This window comes from Paraburkholderia ultramafica, from assembly GCF_902859915.1.
GTDB lineage: Bacteria > Pseudomonadota > Gammaproteobacteria > Burkholderiales > Burkholderiaceae > Paraburkholderia > Paraburkholderia ultramafica.
The window spans coordinates 17756-40171 of the sequence record NZ_CADIKK010000049.1; the positions used below are offsets into that span (position 1 = coordinate 17756).

At 64.6% G+C, this 22416-nt stretch carries 21 protein-coding genes and 3 pseudogenes; 12 read left to right on the forward strand and 12 right to left on the reverse strand.

Translation table 11 applies throughout. The annotated features are described in order from the left end of the window. Positions 1-128: 128 nt before the first annotated feature. From odhB to HV744_RS32720, 4 genes are all read left to right on the forward strand, one after another. Entirely contained in the window at positions 129-1412 is a 1284-nt protein-coding gene (odhB, locus tag HV744_RS32705) for a 2-oxoglutarate dehydrogenase complex dihydrolipoyllysine-residue succinyltransferase (RefSeq protein WP_175153452.1), read from the forward strand. Between the two features lie 137 nt (positions 1413-1549). Further along, on the forward strand, positions 1550-2980 hold the full coding sequence (gene lpdA, locus HV744_RS32710; RefSeq protein ID WP_175153453.1) for a dihydrolipoyl dehydrogenase: 1431 nt from the start codon (positions 1550-1552) through the stop codon (positions 2978-2980). 89 nt (positions 2981-3069) lie between these two features. After that, positions 3070-4167, forward strand: coding sequence for a cell division protein ZapE (gene zapE, locus HV744_RS32715; protein WP_175153454.1), 1098 nt, complete (start codon positions 3070-3072; stop codon positions 4165-4167). 194 nt (positions 4168-4361) lie between these two features. Beyond that, positions 4362-4820, forward strand: coding sequence for a transposase (locus HV744_RS32720; protein ID WP_175153455.1), 459 nt, complete (start codon positions 4362-4364; stop codon positions 4818-4820). Positions 4821-5008: 188 nt separating this feature from the next. On the opposite strand, the gene HV744_RS32725 is transcribed toward HV744_RS32720, so the two are convergent. Together HV744_RS32725 and HV744_RS32730 are read right to left on the reverse strand one after the other, a co-directional pair. Then, a complete protein-coding gene (locus tag HV744_RS32725) occupies positions 5009-5494 on the reverse strand; it encodes a DUF2147 domain-containing protein (RefSeq protein WP_175153456.1) in 486 nt (161 codons plus the stop codon). 311 nt (positions 5495-5805) lie between these two features. Further along, a pseudogene (locus HV744_RS32730) lies at positions 5806-6176 on the reverse strand (ShlB/FhaC/HecB family hemolysin secretion/activation protein); the annotation flags it as partial. 10 nt (positions 6177-6186) lie between these two features. Between HV744_RS32730 and HV744_RS32735 the strand changes: the two are divergent. Beyond that, positions 6187-6547, forward strand: a pseudogene (locus HV744_RS32735) (helix-turn-helix domain-containing protein); the annotation flags it as partial. A 47-nt stretch (positions 6548-6594) separates the two neighbouring features. Next, a complete protein-coding gene (locus HV744_RS32740; protein WP_175153457.1) occupies positions 6595-7374 on the forward strand; it encodes a DUF2968 domain-containing protein in 780 nt (259 codons plus the stop codon). Between the two features lie 375 nt (positions 7375-7749). On the opposite strand, the gene HV744_RS32745 is transcribed toward HV744_RS32740, so the two are convergent. Continuing rightward, positions 7750-7938, reverse strand: coding sequence for a hypothetical protein (locus tag HV744_RS32745; RefSeq protein ID WP_175153458.1), 189 nt, complete (start codon positions 7936-7938; stop codon positions 7750-7752). A 340-nt stretch (positions 7939-8278) separates the two neighbouring features. Here HV744_RS32745 and HV744_RS32750 point away from each other — a divergent pair, with 340 nt between their 5' ends. Continuing rightward, positions 8279-8506, forward strand: a complete 228-nt coding sequence (locus HV744_RS32750) for a hypothetical protein (protein ID WP_175153471.1) — start codon at positions 8279-8281, stop codon at positions 8504-8506. Between the two features lie 20 nt (positions 8507-8526). Here the strand turns inward: HV744_RS32750 and hfq are convergent, their stop codons facing one another. Continuing rightward, entirely contained in the window at positions 8527-9030 is a 504-nt protein-coding gene (gene hfq / locus HV744_RS32755; RefSeq protein WP_175153459.1) for an RNA chaperone Hfq, read from the reverse strand. 347 nt (positions 9031-9377) lie between these two features. Here hfq and HV744_RS32760 point away from each other — a divergent pair, with 347 nt between their 5' ends. Genes HV744_RS32760 through HV744_RS32780 form a run of 5 tightly spaced genes read left to right on the forward strand, consistent with a single transcriptional unit; the run spans position 9378 to position 13051 of the window. Continuing rightward, positions 9378-9521, forward strand: coding sequence for a hypothetical protein (locus HV744_RS32760; RefSeq protein WP_175153460.1), 144 nt, complete (start codon positions 9378-9380; stop codon positions 9519-9521). Positions 9522-9536: 15 nt separating this feature from the next. Then, on the forward strand, positions 9537-10067 hold the full coding sequence (locus HV744_RS32765; protein WP_175153461.1) for a sigma-70 family RNA polymerase sigma factor: 531 nt from the start codon (positions 9537-9539) through the stop codon (positions 10065-10067). Next, complete coding sequence (locus HV744_RS32770; RefSeq protein ID WP_175153462.1) at positions 10067-10939, forward strand: anti-sigma factor family protein; 873 nt, start codon at positions 10067-10069, stop codon at positions 10937-10939. The genes HV744_RS32765 and HV744_RS32770 overlap by 1 nt, the downstream gene beginning before the upstream one ends. Positions 10940-10989: 50 nt before the next feature. Further along, the gene (locus HV744_RS32775; protein WP_175153463.1) at positions 10990-12567 is read left to right on the forward strand and encodes an FAD-binding oxidoreductase; all 1578 of its coding nucleotides are present in this window, start codon (positions 10990-10992) and stop codon (positions 12565-12567) included. 49 nt (positions 12568-12616) lie between these two features. Further along, entirely contained in the window at positions 12617-13051 is a 435-nt protein-coding gene (locus tag HV744_RS32780) for a hypothetical protein (protein WP_175153464.1), read from the forward strand. Between the two features lie 8 nt (positions 13052-13059). Here HV744_RS32780 and HV744_RS32785 read toward each other — a convergent pair whose 3' ends face one another. The 8 genes and pseudogenes from HV744_RS32785 to HV744_RS36890 all read right to left on the reverse strand — a co-directional run. Continuing rightward, positions 13060-14070 carry a DUF1571 domain-containing protein gene (locus HV744_RS32785; RefSeq protein WP_175153465.1) on the reverse strand — a complete coding sequence of 337 codons (1011 nt, stop codon included), beginning with the start codon at positions 14068-14070 and terminating at the stop codon, positions 13060-13062. A 35-nt stretch (positions 14071-14105) separates the two neighbouring features. After that, positions 14106-15935, reverse strand: coding sequence for an AMP-binding protein (locus tag HV744_RS32790; RefSeq protein ID WP_175153466.1), 1830 nt, complete (start codon positions 15933-15935; stop codon positions 14106-14108). A 137-nt stretch (positions 15936-16072) separates the two neighbouring features. Next, on the reverse strand, positions 16073-17374 hold the full coding sequence (locus tag HV744_RS32795; RefSeq protein ID WP_175153467.1) for an acetyl-CoA C-acetyltransferase: 1302 nt from the start codon (positions 17372-17374) through the stop codon (positions 16073-16075). A 150-nt stretch (positions 17375-17524) separates the two neighbouring features. Next, complete coding sequence (locus HV744_RS32800; RefSeq protein ID WP_175153468.1) at positions 17525-18469, reverse strand: MaoC family dehydratase; 945 nt, start codon at positions 18467-18469, stop codon at positions 17525-17527. 2 nt (positions 18470-18471) lie between these two features. Beyond that, a complete protein-coding gene (locus HV744_RS32805) occupies positions 18472-19941 on the reverse strand; it encodes a 3-oxoacyl-ACP reductase (RefSeq protein WP_175153469.1) in 1470 nt (489 codons plus the stop codon). A 162-nt stretch (positions 19942-20103) separates the two neighbouring features. Further along, a pseudogene (locus HV744_RS32810) lies at positions 20104-20733 on the reverse strand (acyl-CoA dehydrogenase domain-containing protein); the annotation flags it as partial. Positions 20734-20857: 124 nt separating this feature from the next. Next, positions 20858-22105, reverse strand: a complete 1248-nt coding sequence (locus HV744_RS32815) for an MFS transporter (RefSeq protein WP_175153470.1) — start codon at positions 22103-22105, stop codon at positions 20858-20860. Positions 22106-22207: 102 nt separating this feature from the next. Beyond that, positions 22208-22416 (reverse strand): hypothetical protein (locus tag HV744_RS36890; RefSeq protein WP_217469185.1); only part of this gene is annotated, 209 nt, incomplete at its 5' end.

Genomic DNA, 22416 nt, shown 5'->3' on the forward strand with positions numbered 1-22416 from the left:
GGGAAGGCGCAGCGCGCTTTCCCGCGCCGCGCTCAGCAACCTGATGATGGTTCATGCGCGGCAGTCATAGTTCGCAGGCGGTCGTCGTTCAGCGCGCCGTCACCCGATACGTATTCAGGATATTCATAATGGCTATTGTTGAAGTCAAGGTTCCCCAGCTCTCCGAGTCGGTCTCGGAAGCCACGATGCTGCAGTGGAAGAAGAAGCCCGGCGAGGCTGTCGCTCAAGACGAAATTCTCATCGAAATCGAGACCGACAAGGTCGTGCTCGAAGTGCCGGCACCCTCGGCCGGCGTGCTCGCCCAGGTGATCTCGAACGACGGCGACATCGTCGTCGCCGATCAGGTGATCGCCAAGATCGACACGGAAGGCACCGCTGGCGCCGCTGCTGTCGAAGCTGAAGTCAAGCCGGCACCGGTTGCCGCTGCGGCCGCTGCACTGGCACCGGCTGCGCAAGCCGCTGCCGCCACGGGTTCGAACACCGCTGCTTCGCCGGCTGCCGGCAAGCTGATGGCGGAGAAGGGCCTGTCGTCGGGCGACGTCGCCGGCACGGGCCGCGACGGCCGCATCACCAAGGGCGACGTGCTGACCGCCGGTCAAGCTACCCCGGCGGCCGCCAAGGCTGCACCGGCACCGGCTGCCGCGCCGAAGGCTGCGAAGCCGTCGCTGCCGGACGTCAAGGCGCCGGCCTCGGCCGACCAGTGGCTGAAGGACCGTCCGGAACAACGCGTGCCGATGTCGCGTCTGCGTGCGCGTATCGCCGAGCGTCTGCTCGAGTCGCAGCAAACCAACGCCATCCTCACCACGTTCAACGAAGTGAACATGGCGCCGGTGATGGACCTGCGCAACAAGTACAAGGACAAGTTCGAGAAGGAACATGGCGTGAAGCTCGGCTTCATGTCATTCTTCGTGAAGGCGGCGGTTCACGCGCTGAAGAAGTTCCCGCTGGTGAACGCGTCGATCGACGGTAACGACATCGTCTATCACGGCTACTTCGACATCGGTATCGCTGTCGGTTCGCCGCGCGGTCTGGTGGTGCCGATCCTGCGCAACGCGGATCAGTTGAGCCTCGCCGACATCGAGAAGAAGATTGCCGAATTCGGTCAGAAGGCCAAGGACGGCAAGCTGTCGATCGAAGAAATGACCGGCGGCACGTTCTCGATCTCGAACGGTGGTGTGTTCGGTTCAATGCTGTCGACCCCGATCATCAACCCGCCGCAATCCGCAATTCTGGGCGTGCACGCCACCAAGGAACGCGCTGTGGTCGAAAACGGCCAGATCGTGATCCGCCCGATGAACTACCTGGCGCTGTCGTACGACCACCGTATCATCGACGGCCGCGAAGCGGTACTGTCGCTGGTCGCAATGAAGGACGCGCTGGAAGACCCGGCTCGCCTGTTGCTCGACCTGTAAGCGCCGGTTCGGCCAGTGCCGGCTTGTCATTGCGCAAGCCGGCACCATCTGGGCAGTACGTCTTTCGCATTCCGCAGTAAAGGAACCGCGCGCCACGAAACGTGGCCGCGCGCCGTTCCGTCATCAAAAGGATTGTCATGTCCAAAGAATTTGACGTCGTCGTGATCGGCGCGGGCCCTGGCGGTTATATCGCCGCCATCCGTGCAGCGCAGCTCGGCAAGACCGTCGCATGTATCGAAAAGTGGAAGAACCCGGCCGGCACGCTGAAGCTCGGCGGCACGTGTCTGAACGTGGGCTGCATTCCGTCGAAGGCGCTGCTCGCGTCGTCGGAAGAATTCGAAAACGCATCGCATCACCTGGCCGACCACGGCATTTCCGTGTCGGACGTGAAAGTCGATATCTTGAAGATGATGGCCCGCAAAGAAGGCATCGTCGAAAAGATGACCAAGGGCATCGAATTCCTGTTCCGCAAGAACAAGATCACCTGGCTCAAGGGCCACGGCAAGTTCACCGGCAAGACGGGCGCCGGCGTGCAGATCGAAGTGAGCGGCGAAGGCGAAACCGAAGTGGTCACGGCGAAGAACGTGATCATCGCCACGGGTTCGAAGGCGCGCCATCTGCCGAATGTTCCGGTCGATAACAAGATCGTCTCCGACAACGAAGGCGCACTGGCCTTCGACACGGCACCGAAGAAACTGGCCGTGATCGGCGCCGGCGTGATCGGTCTGGAACTGGGCTCGGTATGGCGCCGTCTGGGCGCGGAAGTGACCGTGCTCGAAGCGCTGCCGGAATTCCTCGGCTCGGCCGACCAGGCGCTGGCCAAAGAAGCGGCCAAGCAGTTCAAGAAGCAGGGCCTCGACATCCAGGTCGGCGTGAACGTCGGCGAAGTGAAGACGACCGACAACAGCGTCTCGATCGCTTACACGGACAAGGACGGCAACGCGAAGACGCTCGAAGCGGACCGGCTGATCGTGTCGATCGGCCGCGTGCCGAACACCGACAACCTCGGTCTCGAAGCAATCGGCCTGAAGGCCAACGAGCGCGGCTTCATCGACGTCGACGACCACTGCACGACGGCTGTGTCGAACGTGTACGCGATCGGCGACGTGGTGCGTGGCCCGATGCTCGCGCACAAGGCCGAAGACGAAGGCGTGCTGGTCGCCGAAATCATTGACGGTCAGAAGCCGCATATCGACTACAACTGCGTTCCCTGGGTGATCTACACCGAACCGGAAATCGCGTGGGTCGGCAAGACGGAACAGCAACTGAAGGCGGAAGGCCGCGAGATCAAGGCGGGCCAGTTCCCGTTCATGGCGAACGGCCGCGCGCTCGGCATCAACAAGGCGGATGGTTTCGTCAAGATGATCGCCGACGCGAAGACCGACGAACTGCTCGGCGTGCACATCATCTCGGCGAATGCATCGGACCTGATCGCGGAAGCCGTGGTGGCGATGGAATTCAAGGCGGCGTCGGAAGACCTCGGCCGCATTTGCCATGCGCACCCGTCGCTGTCGGAAGTCATGCGCGAGGCGGCACTGGCCGTCGACAAGCGCGCGCTGAACATGTAATCACGCGCACGCCTGACTGAACGTACTCTGGCATCACCACAAAGGCGGGCGGGTTCAATCCCTCCCGCCTTTCTTTTTGCTGCAACACCATGAACGTCACCGAATACTACGAAAAAGAACTGCAGACGCGCGGCTATCAATCGGACCCGGCGCAACGCGCGGCGGTCGACCGCCTGCAGCGGTGCTATGAGGAGTGGGCCGAATACAAGTCGCGCCGCTCGAATGCGTTCAAGAAGCTGATCATTCACCCGAATCTGCCGCGCGGCGTGTACATGTGGGGCGGCGTCGGGCGCGGCAAGAGTTTCCTGATGGACAGCTTCTACATGATCGTGCCGCTGCATCGCAAGACGCGCCTGCATTTCCACGAGTTCATGCGCGAGGTGCATCGCGAACTGGAAGATCTGAAGGGCACGGCCGATCCGCTCGACGAACTCGCGCGCCGCATCGCGAAGCGCTACCGCCTGATCTGTTTCGACGAATTCCACGTGTCGGACATCGCCGACGCGATGATCCTGTACCGCCTGCTCGACAAGCTGTTCGAGAACGGCGTGCAGTTCGTGATGACGTCCAACTACGATCCGGACACGCTGTATCCGGACGGTCTGCATCGCGACCGCATGCTGCCGGCGATCGAGCTCATCAAGGAGAAGCTCGACGTGATCAACGTCGACGCGGGCATCGACTACCGGCAGCGCACGCTGGCGCAGGTGGAGGTGTATCACTCGCCGCTCGGCGCCACCGCCGACAAGGCGCTGCGCGACGCGTTCGCGCGCCTCGCCGCGGTCCCCGACGAAAGCCCGATCCTGCACATCGAGAAGCGCGAGTTGAAGGCGCTGCGCCGCGCGGACGGCGTCGTGTGGTTCGACTTCGCGACGCTGTGCGGCGGTCCGCGCTCGCAAAACGACTACCTGGAACTGGCGAGCCGCTTTCACGCGGTGATTCTGTCCGGCGTGCCGCAGATGTCGGCTCGCATGGCATCGGAAGCGCGCCGCTTCACGTGGCTGATCGACGTGTTCTACGACCACAAGGTGAAGCTGCTGATGTCCGCCGCGGTGCCGCCCGAGCAACTGTATGTCGACGGCCCGATGGCCAACGAATTCACGCGCACGGTATCGCGTATTGTCGAGATGCAGTCGAAGGAGTATCTCGATACGCCGCGCCGGATTGTCGATACGTCGCTGACCTGAGTTGATCCGGGCCGATCTCAGTCGATCCGGGTTGATCGGTCAAGTGACTCCGGCGGCGATACATTTGCGATAGATCACGATCAGTTGCCGAACCGGTTACGTCATACGGCGTATTTTCAAGATTCGGAATGATCTTATATTCCGGGCGCGGGCGACTGGCTATCTTCTGTCATGGTTCTGACAAAGGAGAAGCCATGAATCCGCACCGTGATATTACCGATGAAGAATGGCAACGCGTCGCACCGTTGCTTCCCGAACTGCGTCCGCGGTCCGAACTGCGTGGCCGACCGCTTGCCAATACCCGTTCGGTACTCAACGGCGTGCTGTGGGTCATGTACAGCGGTGCGACCTGGTCCGCCATGCCGCGCAAATACCCGTCGTATCAAACGTGTCATCGCCGCTTCAAGGCATGGTACGAATCCGGCGTGCTCAAACACGTGACGGAGCAACTGTTGGGCACGGCGAGCGAAGAACTCTGCAGCCTGATGGAAGCGCGCATGCGTACGCACGTGAGCGCCGAACAAAAGAGCGTCGAAGCGCCAAGCGCTCCGGCTGCCGTACCTGTCATGCCCTCGGTTTACGCTCCGGCACTGGGCACACCGCTGCCATCGTCGCCGTTCGCGTACACATCGCCTTTCAAGCACGCTGCATGACGACTTCAATCTGCCGGCTTCACATAAAAAACGGCCGCGCGATGGCGATCGCCGGCCGTTTCTTCTGCTTCTAGCCTGACCGTGGTGGCGGCTCGGCGGTAGCTCTGTCAGCGCAAGACATCCTGGCGGTGCAAGTCACAGTCCATCTTGGCCGGCACGTCAGTCTACAGCCTTGAACACGCCGCGCGTTATTGCTGACGAACCCATGTCTGCGAGCGGCCAAGCAGCGCCACGCCAATATAGCCACGTACTACCAGCTTGTTTCCACCATCTTCCAGGTGCATCTTGCACTTGTAGACCTTGCCGTTTTCCGGGTCGAGAATCTGCCCGTGATCCCACGCGTCGCCGTCCTTCTTCATGTCGCTGATGATCGTCATGCCGAGAATCGGTTGATCCTTGCGCGCGTCGGCGCAGGCGGTGCAGCGGCGATCCGGCTGGTCGTTCGCACCGAGACCCTTGATCACCTTGCCGCTCAGTTGACCGCTGCCATCCTGAGCGATCTGCACGAGCGCTTTGGGCTGGCCGGTGTGATCGTCGATGGTTTGCCACGTGCCGATCGGCGTGTCGGTCTGCGCCATCGCTGTCACGGCGCTGGCGAGCAGCACGCCGGCGAGAGCGGCATGTTTGGCTGTACGAAGCGCGATTGCGCGAGCGCGTTGAGTCAATTGCGTCATTGTCTTCCTCTTTGATTGAGACGGCGCGATCGTGGTCGCGCGGCGTTGTTGGCATCTCGGGCGGTCTTCAGGCGATGCCCGCCGTGATCCCTCGTATTGCCTCTCAGGTCTGACTTCGGCTAACTTGATTTGCAGCTTGCAGCTTGCAGCTTGCAGCTTGCAGCTTGCAGCTTGCAGCTTGCAGCTTGCAGCTTGCAGCTTGCATGCCGCCGGTCGCATCGTCAGCGCAGAATACGTGAAAGTGCGCGCGCCGATTAATAGTGGACCCTCTAATCAGGACGCGGCACTGACAGGGATCGTCAACTCAACTGCTACGAGAAAGTCGCATTGATGCGCGGACTGTGCGATGCGCTTTCCACCGGCGTGTCGCCGACCGGCTTGGCCACCGACAGATCCAGGTTGTAGCACTTTGCGTCCGGGAGCGGGAAGCCGAACGCAATCGACGAGACCGTCGACGGCGACAGCGTACCCGCGTGGAGATAGACGCGCGCCATGTCGAACGAGATATACGGCGTGACCGTGCGCAGATAGGTGAAACCCAGTGCGAACGCGCGATTGACTTCGAACATCGCGCCCCAGCCCGAATCGCCCGATTCTTCGCCCGATTGATAACCGTGCGCAAATCGCGGTGCGTGAACGAGATCTGCTCCGAGGTCGGCAGCGAGACGGCGCTGTACTGGCTCCTGATGGAGCTCGCCGACGCCGTCGCCGACACGTATTCGCGGCAATGTGCGCGAATTGCGCAACCTGGCCGAGCGGATCTGCATGACGGTGCGCGAAATCGGCGCGTGGGATGCTGCGCGCCTGCAGCCGCTGCTGACGCTAGCGCGCACTCGCCAGCCGGTGCCCGCGGAGCGCGCGGCCGAGGTATTGGTGGAGCGCAGCAAATGGGAGATGGCGGAGTGCAACCGCGTGTTTGCCGCGCTCGATGCAAACGGCTGGCGCCGCCAGAGCACGGCCCTCTATCTGCGTATCATCCGCAAGGTTTTGTGGGAGAAAATGGGTAAGTACCAAATTTTTGACGAAGAGCCCGAAACACGCGAAAGTGAGTAATAATTAGAGGTTTGTATTAAAACAAAAACTGTTCAAGCGGGAATTACATGGACCGAAAGTCGAAGGTACGGGAGATTGCCCTGGCCGCATTCATCGCATTGGGCGCCGCGCAAGGCGTGAATGCTCAGGCTCTGCAGGACAGTGGCGCGAGCGCTGGCGTCGTTTCCCAGCCGGGCACGACCACGGCGTTGCCGGGCACTGCACAGACCGCACAGACCGCACAGACCGCACAGACCGCACAGACCGCACAGACCGCACAGACCGCACAGACCGCACAGGCGGAGACCTCCGCACTGACCCCGGACGAAAACAGGCAATCCGCCGCAGGCAATGTGGCGGAATTGCAGCAGATGATCCACGGGTCGGATCTGAGCGAATTGCGCACCACATACAACGGCAGTTACGGCGCGAGCATGCTGTTTTATGGCAAGGAGATGACGTACTACGTCGCGCTGTTCCAGCAGAAGAATTTCTGGCGCGTGATCAAGACCCAGGACGCCACGCGTGCCGACCTGATCTACAAGGATTTCGTGCGCCAGACGGTGCAACTGTCGGACGTCGAGATTCGCCGCACGCAACTGGAAGCGCAGAAGGCGTTCACGCAGCGCATGATCGCTTTGTCGCAGGATCGCGCGAGCCGCTTGCAGGCCGACCTCGATGTCGCGCGTCAGCAGCAGAGCATCGTTGCGACCCAGCAGCAGGAGAAGCGTGCCGAAGCAACGGCGCTGGCTCAACAGAAGCTTGCCGCGCAAGATCAGTTGCGCGTCGCGCAGCGCCAGGTGCGCGAGCTTCAGCGTCAACTGGAAAGCGGCCTGCCGACGCATTGAGTGCGATGGTCTGAGGACCGTTAGGTGGGGAGGGCGGAGCGGCGCCGGAAGCGCCGCCCGACTCATCGGCTGGGGGGCCGAGGCTTGCGGAGGGACTCACGCTCGCTCGTCAGTGCCGTTGGCGTCCCCCGGTAGTGCTCATAGTGCCCGTCATGTCCGCTGCCACCGCAGGTCTTTGGTCGGCAGTCTCAGTCATCAATCCCCGCAGCACCCGATCCCCACGTTCGCCCGCAAGCTCGGTTCACGAGCGGCCGTTTTCGCAGCGCCTGTCGGTTTTCTAGTCGAAGGCTGAATGTTCCGCACGAGCCGTGGCGGTGACAATCTTCGGCGGCCTTGCTTCCCCCTCGCCACCGCAAGACCAACTACCACCAGCCTCTAACGCCGCTTCTTTTCTTCCGAAGCCACCCCCTTTACCGGAACGTGATGCGGATCTGTCAAATCGACGGCAATCGGGTCGCTGGCAGGAAAGCTTTCTTCCAGTGCCTCGTCGAGGCGGCTATCGACGGACTCGGTCGGCGGCCGCGCTTGCACGGGCTGGGATACGGGATGTTTCTTGCTGGTCATGACGCGCTCCGTAAGAAGAGAGTCGACTATTCAGCATAGCGCATCGCGGGCCTTGCGGAGCATCGGCCTGATGGCCCGAGTTCGCGCGCCGGAAGTATTTCCTTCGGGGCCGCAAGCATGGAACAGGCGCCAGCCGATGCCAGCCGGCGGCAACGCGAAAATCCCATTTGAAACCGTCCAGCATCGATTCGTTTTCCGTGTGTCGCCAGACAGCGAAGCGGGAAAACAAAAGCATCCGCCGGCCGCGTGGGCCGGCATAGCAACCCGTATCGCAGGAACCGGCAGTGCCCAGCTCGGGAGGGAGCAAGCAGGCCCAGCCAACCACAAGGCAGCGAACAACATGGACCGGAAAAACCTTGGGCGCGCGCAGCGCGTGACCGCCTCACACGTCGTGGAAGCGGAGCTGGAACATCTGAATTGGGCAACGAAGCAACCGGCGCTGCGCATGCTGGACGCCGTGTACTGGCGCCGCCGCGTGCTGGCGGTCAAATGTGGATTCGAGCTGACAGAGCATCAGGTGATGCAGCTGGAGAAGATTTTGCAGCGGCTCGGCCACCCAATGGCCTAGCCGGGCGCCGCGGCGGCCGTTTATTCGTTGCCGCCGTTGCCGCTGACGTTACCGGGGCTGCCGCTACCGCCGTGGTTGCCGCCGTCGCCGCCGCCCGTGCCGAACAGGCGCCGGCGGCGTGTCACGACCACGGGTCCGTCGGACGTGCCGCTGCTGCGCTCGGACGAAGGACGGTCCGAAGCCGGTGCGCCGTACGACTCGCGTGGTTCACGCGGTTCGCGCGGCTCACGATGGTCGCGCGGTTCACGCGAGCCGTGCGGGCCGCGCGTGGTGTGTTCGCCATGCGAAGGACGCCCCGCGCGCGGCGCCGGACGCGTGCCGGTGTCGAGCTGGATTGTGGAGATCGCGCGCTTGTAGATGCCTTGCAGGCCGACAGGCGTGCGCAGCATCACCAGGTACTGATCGAACGACTCGATGCACCCGGTCAGGCGAATGCCGTTGACAAGGTAAATCTCGACGCGCTTTCGTTCTTTGCGCGCAGCGTTCATGAAGTCGTTTTGCGGATGCGATTCTGCGGAAGCCATGGACAATTCAGGTTAGAAAGACGGTGGTTCGCCGCAATTCTACCCTGTGCGGGGGTAGAACGCGTCGGCGGGCGAACTGCGTCCACTATAACGACTTGTCGGCACATAAGCATCTGATAACTCCTGGCTGTAACGTTGAGTTACGAATCTGCTGACGGATGGCGGGTTCTTCCGTGTTGCCCAGGCATTCCCGGCACGGATGGCGGAAAAGGATGGAGTCGCCACCCTCGCGCGGAATAAATCACGGGCCGCTCGCGTTAAGTTATACATGGCGGCGTTGCATTGTGCGCGTGGCCGATCGGATTCCGGCGTAACCTGTATGTCGGACGCTCCTCAGGAGACTCACTATGAAAGCATCCCGTATTCTGTCCGCCGTGTTCGTGCTGCTGGCACTGGCCCTCGGTTCGCTCGCGACGAGCGGCTGCACGTCCGCGACTGATAACGGTGCGTCGGGCAGTAGCAGCAACAGCGGCGGTGGCGGTGGCTACTGAGCTTTTGTCCGCCGGGTGAATTTCGAAGCGGAAGTGATCGCGTGGCTCCCGCAGTTGCGCCGCTACGCGCGCGCGTTGACGGGCGACCACGCCTGGGCCGACGATCTCGTGCAGGATACGGCGGAGCGTGCGCTCGCGCGTTGGTCGGCGTTCCGGCCGAACAGCAATCTGCGCGCGTGGCTTCTGACGATCCTGCGGCATCTTTACATCGATCAGTTGCGCGGCCGCCGCGAGATCGCTGTCGACGACGAAAGCGCGCCGTGGCGCAACCTCGAAGCGCCGCAAGGCGAGGTCGACGGGCTGGTGCTGCGCGATCTGCAGCGCGCGCTGTACTGTCTGCCGGTCGAGCAGCGTGAAGTGCTGTTGCTGGTCTGTGTCGAGGAGCTGTCCTATCAGGAAGCGTCGCGCGCGCTCGGCGTGCCGATCGGCACGGTGATGTCGCGGCTGTCGCGCGCGCGCGAACACATACGCGTGTTGTTGACGGAGGGGCCGGCTCAGGGCCCGGCGCGCAAGGCTCCGCCGTTGAAAGTGGTGAGAAATCCATAATGACTAACGACGACTACGATTCCGGCTTGCCCGAGGGGCTCGATCTGCGAGCGCTGTCGGCGTTTGTCGACGGCGAATTGCCGGGCGCGCAGCGCGCCGAGATCGAGGCGCAACTGGCGCAGCATCCGCAGGCCGCCGCGAGGGTGGCCGCGTGGCGCGCGCAGAAAGCCGCGTTGCGCGCATTGTGCGGGGCGCCGCAGCGCAACGGGCGTGGTGAATTCAACGAGCGCAATGAATGGCATGCGCGCGATCAGCGCGCTGATGCCGACGAGCCCGCCTATATCGTGGTGCGCAAGACGCAGCCGTGGTGGCAGCGCGTGGGGCTCGCCGCCTGCTGGCTCGCGGCCGGCGCGGGACTCGCGCTCGCGTTGGGGCCGCTGGCGCCGCGCCTGACGGGCGGCGCGTGGGACGGTCTGGGCGGGCGCCAGCCACCGAGCTTCGCGCAGCGCGCGGACATCGCGTACGCGGTGTACACACCGGAGCAGCGTCATCCGGTGGAGGTCGCCGCGAGCGAAGAAGAGCATCTGATCAACTGGCTGTCCAAACGACTGAACCGGCCGCTGTCGGTACCGTCGCTGCAGGAATACGGCTACTCGCTGGTGGGCGGGCGGCTGTTGCCCGGTGAAGCGGGACCGGCCGCACAGTTCATGTACGAGAACAGCAGCGGCGCGCGCCTCACGCTGTACGTCACCGGCACTGCGCGCGCCGAAACCGTGTTCCGCCTGTTCCGCGACGGCAACCGGCGCACCTTCTACTGGATCAACGACGGCATGGGCTACGCGTTGTCCGGGCCGATCGCGGAAGGCAAGCTGCGCTCGATCGCCATCGACGTGTGCAGCGAGCTTGGGGGAAAGCCGGAGGCGTGGCAGTAGACAACAAGCTCACCGGCCAGCGCGCCTCCCGCTCCGCCCAAGGAAACGCTTTGCCCGCAACCCTCCCGCCAAAAGTATCCGCCGCACAGTTCGATCGCGCGCTCGCCGCCTGGCGCGCGATCGTCGGCGACTCGCGGGTGGTGACTTCCGCAGCCGGGCTCGCCGCGTATCTCGATCCGTTTGCCCCCGGCGAGCGCACGGCGTTTTCTGCCAGCGCCGCGCTGCTGCCCGCATCGGTCGACGAAATTCGCGCGGTGCTGCGCATCGCCAATCAATACCGGATTCCGTTGTGGACCGTCTCGACCGGCCGCAACTTCGCATACGGCGGCGCCGCGCCGCGCCTCACCGGATCGGTCGTGCTCGATCTGCAACGGATGAACCGCATCATCGAAGTGAACGAGACGCTTGCGTACGCGCTGGTCGAACCGGGCGTCAGCTACTTCGATCTGTATGCGCATCTGCGCGACAAGGGCTACAAGCTGTGGGTCGATCCGCCCGCGGCCGGCTGGGGCAGCGTGGTCGGCAATACGCTCGAACGCGGTTTCGGCTATACCGCGTACGGCGATCATGCGGCGACGCAGTGCGGCATGGAAGTGGTGCTGGCCAACGGCGACGTGCTGCGCACCGGCATGGGCGGGATCGAGATCGGCACCGCGTGGCAGTTGTACCAGCCGGGTTATGGACCCTCGTTCGATGCGATGTTCATGCAGTCGAACTACGGCATCGTCACCAAGCTGGGGGTCTGGCTGATGCCCGCGCCGCCCGCGTATCTGCTCGGCGAAATCCAGTTTCGCCACGAGGCCGATCTCGAAACGATCGTGGATATTCTGCGGCCGTTGCGGCTCGATGAAACGATCCGCAACCGCGCGGTGATCGAAGGCGGCTTGCGCCGCGCGGCGGGTTTGTCGGCGCGCAAGCAGTGGTATGAAGGCACGGGCGTGATGCCCGAGAGCGCGGTTGCGGCGATGCTCGACAAGCTGAACATCGGCCGCTGGAATCTGCATTTCGCGCTATACGGCACGCCCGAACTGATCGACGCGCGCTATGCGATCGTGCAGCGCGCGTTCGCGCGCGTGCCGCAGGCGAGGCTGTTCGCCGCGCGCTATGCGGGCGATGCGCAGCCCACCGGCGGCGGCGATCGCAACCTCGCCGGCATTCCCGCGATGACCGCCTTCCGGATGCTCGACTGGCGCGGCGGCGCGGGCGCGCACGTGGACTTCGCGCCGCTGTGTCCGGCGACCGGGCGCGACGCGTTGCGCCAGTACACGATGGTCAAGACGCGCGCCGCGGAATACGGCTTCGACTACTACGGTGGTTTCACGGCGGGCGAGCGGCATCTGCATCACATCTTCGCGGCGATCTTCGACCGCGACGACGCGGACCAGGTCGAGCAGGCCGGCGCGTTGTTGCGTTCGCTGATGAGCGATGCGCGCGCGGCGGGCTATGGCGAATATCGCGCGCATCTCGCGTACATGGATTTTGCCGCGGCCCAGTACAGCTTTAACGATGGCGCATTGCTGCGGCTATCGGAAACGATCAAGGACGCGCTCGACCCGAACGGCATTCTCGCGCCGGGCAAGCAGGGCATCTGGCCGGCGGCATGGCGCGACCGGCGGGGGTACACCTGAAGGTAAGCCAGGGCGCTGGCGATTCACCTCGCAGCGACTGGACCAATCCATGGACCGACGCACTTTCATGATGACAGGCGCATGGTTGTCGAGCGCGGCAGGTGGCGCGTGGCCGTGGCTCGCGCGCGCGGCCGCGCGTAGCAACACGCTGGCGATCGTCGATTCCACGCTGGCCTGTGGCCCGTCGTTCGCGCGATACGCGGCGCAGATGAAGCTGCCCGTCTTCGAAACCGGCGACGATATCGGCGCGCTCTGGTACACGACACTCGCGCCGCTTCTCGGTCCGACTCCCGGTCAGACACGCGTGCCAACACCGCCCTCGCTGATCGGCCTCACGCGCGCATCCGACTTCTTCGTGCTCAGCGAACTTGCCACCCGTGCAGGGCAACTGGTCGAACACAGTCACGAGCAGCGCGCCGGGTCAGGCACGCGGGACGCTCACGTCACGTTCGCCTTCACGCCGCGCGTCCCGCGCCAGAGCTAGAACCGGAACTAGAACTTGTACGCCTTGTTCTTCGGATCGAAGGCCGAGTCGTCGAACGTCTGCGGCGTGATGGTTTCGAAGACGATCTTCTCGAACAGCTCGCCATCGTTGTCGTAGGACTCGACGGTGCGGAAGTACGGATGCCGCAGATCGAGCCCGAGCGTTTCCTTCTTCGCGTAGAACTGCGGCTGCCCGATCGGCGTTTCGAAGGTGAAGGCCACCACGCGCACGCCGTCGACCGTCTTGACTTCCACCTGGGTCGAACGCGGCAGGCCGGCCTCGGCGTATTTCTTGCCCTCGCTGAGGTACTGGCTGGCGACATACTCGGTGCCCAGATCGCGCACGTGATGGTGCGATTGCGAGCGCGCGAGCACGCCGTTCAGCGAAGTCCACAACGGCATCACGTTCATGATGCCGCCCAGGTGGCCGTACATTTCGTCGGTGCGTTTGGACTCGTCGTAGATGATTTCCTGGCCCGCGTGCGCGCCGCCGGGCAGCCACTTCGCGTAGATTCGCAGCGGGTCGTGCGCGAGCCGCACCAGCATGTGATCGGGCTTGTCCGGCCACTGGCCGCGAATGCGTTCCGAGCGCGCCATGGTGAACTCGTACGACGGATAGCCGTTCGGCCCTTCCTTGATGTAGCGCGGCAACGCCAGCGGATCGAGCGACTGGAACAGCGCGACCAGCTGCGCGTCGTCGAGTTTCTCCAGCGCGCCGCTCTGTTGCGCGGCGCGCAGCCATTTGACCTGCTGATCCAGCGTGAGCTTGCCGACCTGCGAGGACGGCGTGGCCGGCGCCTTCACTGTGCTGACAGTGTCGAGCGAGGGCGGGCTGTGGTTCTGCGCGCGAGCCGCCGGTGCCGCGACGACGGCCGCGCCGGCGATCAGCGTGCCGATCAGCAGTCCACGCGGCGAGACCGCACGCATTGACGCGGCGATCCGCGGCACAAGCGGCACGAGCCGGACGACGCGCATGAAGGCCGACGTGCGGGATGAGCGTGCGGGCAGGCGGTGCTTCATGAGTCTCTCCGAAAGATGACGCGGCGCGTAGCCTGTCAGGCAGGCTTTTGCTTCGCGAGTTCCTCGTCGCGCAGCGCGCGGCGCAGAATCTTGCCGACGTTGGTTTGCGGCAGCTCGTCGCGGAACTCGACCAGCTTCGGCACCTTGTAGGCGGTCAGATTCTTGCGGCAATGGGCGATCACCTGTTCCGCGGTCAGCGACGGATTGCGCCGGACGATGAACACCTTCACCCGTTCGCCCTGCGCCGCATCGGGCACGCCGATTGCGGCCACTTCGCGCACGTCCGGATGCGCGGCGATCACGTCTTCGACCTCGTTCGGATAGACGTTGAAGCCTGACACAATGATCATGTCCTTCTTCCGGTCGATCAGGCGGATGAAGCCGCGCGAGTCCATCACGCCGATGTCGCCGGTGGCGAGCCAGCCGTCGTCGTCGATCACCTTCGCGGTTTCTTCCGGGCGGTTCCAGTAGCCTTTCATCACCTGCGGCCCCTTCACGCACAACTCGCCCGCTTCGCCGATGTTCGCCCAGCTGCCGTCGTCCTTCCTGAAGCGCACCTGAGTGGACGGCGCGGGCAAGCCGATCGATCCTTCGAAGTCGCGCAGACTGGTCAGATCGACCGGATTCATCGACACGATCGGCGAGCATTCGGTCAGCCCGTAGCCTTCGATGATCGGTTTGCCGGTGACGGCCTTGAAGCGGTCGGCGACCGCCTTCTGCGTGGCCATGCCGCCCGCCATCGCGAGCTTGAGGTTCGAGAAGTCGCGCTTGCGGAACTCTTCGTTTTCGAGGAACGCGTTGTAGAGCGTGTTGACCGCCGTCATGCCGGTAAACTTCTCGTGACGGATGATCATCATCACGCGCTTGATATCGCGCGGATTGGCGATCAGGATGTTGCGCCCGCCGAGTCCCATGAAGATCAGCGCGTTCACGGTCAGCGAGTAGATGTGATAGAGCGGCAGCGGCGTGAGGACCGTTTCGACTTCGCCGTTCAACTGACGCTCGGCCCACGCCTTCGCCTGCAGCAGATTGGCGATCATGTTCCTGTGCGTGAGCATCGCGCCTTTCGCGACGCCGGTGGTGCCGCCGGTGTATTGCAGAAACGCGATGTCGTCGTGAGCGGCGCGCATGGGTATCAGCGGCCGCGTATAGCCGGTCGAAAGCGCTGTGAGCAGCGGCACCGCCTGCGGCAGGTTGTACGCGGGCACCATCTTCTTCACGTGCCGCAACATGAAATTGAGCAGACGTCCCTTCGGATTCAGGCCGTCGGCGAGCAGATCGCCGAGGCCCGTCACGATGACGTTCTTCACCTTGGTGCCCGGCAGCGCCTGTTCGACAGTCTTCGCGAAGTTCTCGAATGCGATGAGGGTTTGCGCGCCGCTGTCCTTCAACTGATGCGCGAGCTCGCGCACCGTGTAGAGCGGATTCACGTTGACCACTACAGCGCCAGCTTTCAGCACGCCAAACAGCGAGACCGGATACTGGAACGTATTCGGCAGCATGATCGCGACGCGCTCGCCCGGCTTCACGCCGATGCTTTGCAGATAGGCGGCGAACGCGGTGGCCTTGCGGCCCAGTTCGCCGTACGTCAGATTCGCGCCGACGCTCACATACGCGACCCGCTCGCGGAACTTCGCGGTACATTCGTCGAAGAACTGCACGAGCGACTCGTATTGCGCAACGTCGATGTCATGCGGCACGTCCGCCGGATACGACGCGTACCAGATGCCGTCAGTGTTGGGCGCGGGGTGCGACGTTCGGGCGGCGGGCACCGGCGCAGGTGCCTCGCTCGCTGCGTTCGCTGCACTCGCCGCTGCTGCGGACCCGGCGGCGGGTGACAGCGGGGCTTGAGTTGGCTGGGTCATCGGTCGTCTCCTGAAGCCGTGGCTTCATCTGTTTGTGTGCTGGTTTCACGGCCAGTCATCGAAGCAAGCAAAGCGTGCATGGCAGCAGCGCGTGAAGTGGAACCCTCGTGAAGCGAATGCAAAAACGGCTGCGCCGCTCAGCGCTCCAGAATCGCGACCACTCCCTGGCCGCCCGCGGCGCAGATCGAGATCAGCCCGCGCGCGGTGCCGGCCGGTTTGTCGAGCTGCGCGAGCAGCTTCGCGAGGCCGGCGACGATGCGCCCGCCCGTCGCCGCGAACGGATGGCCGGTGGCAAGCGAACTGCCGTTCACGTTCAGTTTCCTCCGATCGATCGCGCCGAGCGGGCCCGGCAAGCCGAGCTGGGTGCGGCAATACTCGTCATCCTGCCACGCCGCGAGCGTGCACAACACCTGGGCCGCGAACGCTTCGTGGATTTCGTAAAAATCGAAGTCCTGCAACGTGAGGCCGGCGCGCGCCAGCATGCGCGGCACGGCATAGGCGGGCGCCATCAACAGGCCTTCCTTCCGGTCGAAAAAGTCGACGGCGGCCGTCTCCGACCAGCTCAGATACGCGAGCACCGGCAGCCCATGCCGGGCCGCCCAGGCCTCGCTCGCGAGCAGCACGGCGGACGCGCCGTCGGTGAGCGGCGTCGAGTTGCCGGCGGTCAGCGTGCCGGCGTCGCGGTCGAACACCGGCTTCAGGCTCGCGAGTTTTTCGAGCGTCAGATCGGCGCGCAGATTGTTGTCGCGCGAGAGGCCGCGGTACGGCGTCATCAGATCGTTGACGAAGCCGCGCGCGTACGCGTCGGCGAGCTTGCGGTGGCTGTCGTAGGCGAGCACGTCCTGGGCCTCGCGCGAGATGTTCCAGCGCTTGGCCATCAGCTCGCAGTGCTCGCCCATCGACAGCCCGGTGCGCGGCTCGACGTTGCGCGGCAGCAGCGGCTTGAAAAACATCCCGGGGCGCAGCTTGCTCAGCGCGCCGACGCGCTGCCCCGTGCTCTTGCCGCGGTTCGCTTCGAGCAGGATCTTGCGCATCCGCTCGTTGACGCCGATCGGCGCATCGGACGTGGTATCGACGCCGCCCGCAATGCCCACTTCGATCTGCCCGAGGGCGATTTTGCTGGCGACGAGGATGGCCGCTTCGAGCCCCGTGCCGCACGCCTGCTGCACGTCGTAGGCGGGCGTCTCCCTGGCGAGCGTGGTGGACAGCACGGCTTCGCGCGTCAGATTGAAGTCGCGCGAATGCTTGATCACGGCGCCGGCCGCGACTTCGCCCAGACGTTGGCCGTGCAGGTTGTAGCGGTCGATCAGCCCTTGCAGCGTGAAGGTCAGCATGTCCTGATTCGACGCGGTCGCGTAGGCGGTATTCGAGCGGGCAAACGGGATCCGGTTGCCCCCGACGATGGCGACGCGGCGCACGGCGGGTAGCGGGTTGGACATGCTTGGCTCCTTCGGGTCGTTCCCTGGTTATTGAGTGGTGCGAATGGTGCGCGGATCGTGAGTTTGGCGATCGGTGGGTCCTGATTCAACAACGAATCCGGGCGGCGTTAATTCCATGTTTCCATGCCGTGATACAACGTCGCGCGTACGTCATTGCAGCCGCCACTGCATGCGGCCGCGCAAATGCGGCTTTTCGCCGGCGATATCGCGCACCTCGAGGTCGCGTTCGATCAGCGACGGCGCCGCGCTCCACAACGACGCTTCGCCCGGCAGCAGCAGCGGCAGCTTGAATTCGGCGCTGAGCGACGCTTCGGCCAGCGGCTTCGGCGGTTGCAGCGCGGAGGCGGCGCGCGCCAGCGTCCACATGCCATGCGCGATCGCGCGCGGAAAACCGAACGCCTTCGCCGACAGCGCGGCGAGGTGGATCGGGTTGTAGTCGCCGGACACGCTCGCGTAGTCGCGGCCCAGTTGCGGCGCGAGTTGCCAGCGCGCGATGCGTTGCAGCGCATCCGGCCCGAGTTCGAGCGCAGCGAGCGGGTTGCCCCGCGCCGGCACCGCGCGTTTCAGGTAGACGCTGTCGCCGTCCCACACCGCCTCGCCGCGCCGGTACATGCGCGTATGCAGCACGAACGCCTGGCCCTTGTCGTGACGCAGCAGCGCGCCGAATTCCACTTCGACGCGCAGCATGTCGTTGTACGCGAGCGGCCGGCGCAGCCGCACGTGGTTGGCCAGATGCAAGAGCCCGAGCGCCGGCCACGGAAACGCCGGGTCGGTCAGCATCAGCAGATGCAGCGGAAAGGCGAGCAGGTGCGGATAGGTGAGCGGCACGCCGTGCTCGGGGATAAAACCGCAGACGCGCGCGTAACGCCAGACCGGCCCCGGATCGAGCGCGACGGCGGGGCGCACGAGGCGCAGCGGCGGCAGATGCGCCGTCTGTATCTGGCGCCCGCGCTTGACGATGCCCGACAACGCGCGCGCATAGAGCTTCGCCGGCGCGGGCAAGGTTTCGATCACGACGGTTTTGGGTCGGGCCGCGTCAGGCCGCACCGCGCTCGATGCGTGACGGTCCCCGAACGGATCACCCGGCTCGCGCATGCTCACGCTCCAATCAGGCTTTGTCCGCACACGCGCACGATCTGGCCGCTGACGCCGGCCGCTCCCGGATGCGCGAGCCACGCGATGGTCTGCGCGACGTCGACCGGCTGGCCGCCCTGGCTCATCGAGTTCATGCGGCGGCCGGCTTCGCGGAGGGTCAGCGGCATCCTGGCGGTCATCTGCGTTTCGATGAAGCCGGGCGCGACCGCGTTGATCGTGATGCCGCGCGCGCGCAAATGCGGCGCCATGCTTTGCACCCGGCCGATCACGCCGGCCTTCGAGGTCGCGTAATTGGTCTGGCCGAGGTTGCCCGCAATGCCGCTGATCGACGACACGCCGATGATCCGGCCGCCGTCGCGCAGAATGCCGGCGGCGAGCAGCGCGTCGTCGATCCGTTCCTGCGCGCTCAGGTTGATGTCGATCACGCTTTGCCACATGGCGTCGGTCATCTTTGCGATGGTCTTGTCCTTCGTAATGCCGGCGTTGTGCACGACGATGTCCACCCCCTGTTCGTCGAGCGCGGCGGCGATCTGCGCGGGGGCTTCCGGCGCGGCGATGTCGAACGCGAGGGCGGTGCCGTTCAACTGGCGCAGGGTCGCGTCGAGCGCGTCGCGCGCGGACGGCATGTCGATGCCGATCACGTGCGCGCCTTCGGCCGCCAGCACGCTCGCAATCGCCGCGCCGATACCGCGCGCGGCGCCGGTCACGACCGCGCGGCGGCCCGCGAGCGGCTGTGACCAGTCGAATGCGGGTGTGGTCGGGACGCCAGCGCCGGCAGCGTCGTTGGGGCTGTCAGGGCCGCCAGCGTCACCGTGGCCGCCAAAGCCGCCAGCGGCGATGCGCACCACCTGGCCCGACACATACGCCGAACGCGGCGACAGAAAGAATCGCAGCGTCGCTTCAAGGCCGCTTTCCGCACCTTGCGCGACGTAGACGAGATTCGCCGTGATGGCACGCCGGGCTTCCTTGCCGAGCGAACGCGTCAGGCCTTCGAGCGCGCGCTGCGCGGTCCACTGACGCGGGCTCGCGCACGACTCCGGCGGCCGTCCCAGCACGACGATGCGCCCGCACTTGCCGAGCGAGCGCAGCGTATCGTGAAAGAAGCCGTGCAGCGGGGCCAGCTGGCTGCTGTCTTCGATACCGCTCGCGTCGAACAGCAGTGCCGCGAGCTTGCCGGGCGAGCCGGCTTCCGCCGGTTCGAACCGCCCGGTCATCAGGCCGTGGCGAGTGGCGAGCGGCACCCACAACCCCGCGCTTTCATGCGCGACGCTCGTCACGCCGATGCTCGCCACCAGATTTGCGAGCGCGTCGAGCAGACGCGGCTCGCGGCCCGCGCCGATCGCCACCAGCCCGTCGAACTCGGGCCGGTCCGCGCGATAGCGGCGCAGCACCTCGGGCAACGGCCATCCTAGCGAGCGCGCGAGGCGCGCGCCCAACGGTGAGTTGACGAAGTTCAGGTAAGAGTCGTTCATATTGTTGGTCGCTCCGCTGGCTACGCCCCCGTAGGAAGTCCCCTTGGGGGGCGCCCCGAACGAAGCCCCCTTGGGGGACTTCGGACGTGTGTCAGTGTGCACTGAGTTGGGCGCATCGGGTGCGCGCTCACAGGATGTTTTTTGCACGCGCCCGGACTGAACTCAGGCCGCGGGTTCCAGCGCGTGGTCGAGCATCTCCCGGCGTTTTTGCAGACTCGCGAGCATGTCGAAGTCGGCCGGGAAGTCATCGACCTTCATGACTTGCGCGCCATAGCGTGCGTAATCGTCGAGCACGCGGCGATCGTCGGCGTCGATCAGGCCTTGCTTCTGGGCCGTGTCGGTCCACGCGGCGAGATGCGGCAGGCTTTGCGGCATCGGTGCGAGCAGACCCTGCCTGACCGCGTCGCGCAGCTTCTGGTCGATCTGCGTGAAACGCGGATTCAGCTCGAGCACCAGCTCGCCGTAGCCGAGCGCATCGACATCCGGATGCGGCACGTACGAGTCGGACACCAGGCGCTCGCGCGCCGCGCCGGGCGTTTGCATCAGCTCGGCGACTTCGCTGCCGAGCTGGTCCGACGGCTCGCGACAGGGCAGGCCGAACGGGAACGCGAGCACACGCACGAGGCGGGCGACGACGCGGTTCGGGTAATTCGCGAGCACGCCGTCGAGTGCATGCTGCGCCTTGTACAACGAGTCCTCGACGCCCCAGCGCACCAGTGGCAGATCTTCCTGCTGACGGCCTTCGTCTTCGAAGCGCTTGAGCGTGGCCGAGATCAGGTACAGCTGGGACACTGGGTTTGGCTTTGCGCGTGCGGCGTGCAGCGTGACGCGTGTTTCGCGTCGCGGCGGTTCGAGCCGCCTTGGTGGCTACCGTGCCTGGGAACGCGCCGGCAAAATAGCTGTCGAGTTCGAACGCTTAAAGCTGTTGACCCAGAGGACCGCCTGCGGGGCCTGCCGCAAGCTCTTTCGCCGACTGCGTCATGTCGATGCCGCGACGCTCGCGGCTGAACGGAATCAGCGCGGCAATCACCACGACCACGATGCCGATCACCACCGCCATCACGAGCGCGTAGTTGTTGCCGTGCGCTTCCGCGGCGCTTGCCTGCAGCGGGCCGTTCACCGACGCGATCAGATTGCCGAGCTGGTACACGAGACCGGGGAAGGTCGCGCGAATTTCATCGGGCGAGATTTCGTTCAGGTGCACCGGGATCACACCCCATGCGCCCTGCACGGAGATCTGCATCAGGAACGCGCCGAGCGCGAGCAGCACCGGGGTGGTCGAGAAGGCCCACAGCGGCAGCACCGGCAAGGCGATCAACACGGCGATAAAGATCGCGCGCTTGCGGCCGATCTTTTCCGAAAACCAACCGAAGAACAGGCCGCCGCAAATCGCGCCGATGTTCAGCACGATCGTGATCCACGACACCGTGTGCGCGTCGAACTGATGCTGCACACGCAGGAAGGTCGGATACAGATCCTGTGAGCCGTGCGAGAAGAAGTTGAACGCGGTCATCAGCACGATCGCGTAAATCGACAGCCCGACGTTCTGCTTCAACATGGCGACCAGGCCCGGCCGCACTTTCTTTTCGAGGGTCTGGAAGGCCGGCGATTCCGGCACGTGCGCACGGATGTACAACACGAGCAGCGCGGGCAGCACGCCGACAAAGAACATGCCGCGCCAGCCGATGTATTGATAGAAGACCCCGAACACGACCGACGCGAGCAGATAACCGCTCGGATAACCCGCCTGCAGCAGACCCGAGACGATGCCGCGCGACTTCGGCGGCACGGTTTCCATCGTCAGTGCGCCGCCGACGCCCCATTCGCCGCCCATCGCGATGCCGAACAGCGCACGCAGCACCAGCAGCGTCATCAGATTCGGCGACAGGCCGGACAGCAATTCCAGCAGCGAGAAGCACGCGATGTTGAGCATCAGCGTGGGACGGCGGCCGTACCTGTCGGCGAGCCAGCCGAAAATCAATGCGCCGACCGGCCGCATCATCAAGGTCAGCATAATCGCGACGGCCACCGACGGGATCGTCGTATTGAATTCCGCCGCGATATCTTTCAATACGAACACCATTAGAAAGAAATCGAATGCGTCGAGTGTCCAGCCCAGATAGGCGGCTATCGTGACGTTTCTCTGTTCCCGAGTCCAGCTCATTGATTGTTCTCCTGAGTCTCCAATAACCCGTGTTCGACCACGGGCGGCTCCGCAGCCCCGTACGCCCAATGGCAAAGGCTTGCGGGGAGTGTACGCCGACTGTTAAACGCTTGCATGGTTGAACCCGCTTTTATCCGTATTAATACGTGGCGCAAATTTCATGCTGAATCCATAACGCATGCTCGATGTCGGATAAATGTAATTGAACAAAACCGCTGACGCGGTATGGCGGTTGGCCGACGTCCCCGTCATGGCCGGCGCGGCGGACATTCCTTTCCGGGTGCGACGATGACAGTGCAATTCACCGCACC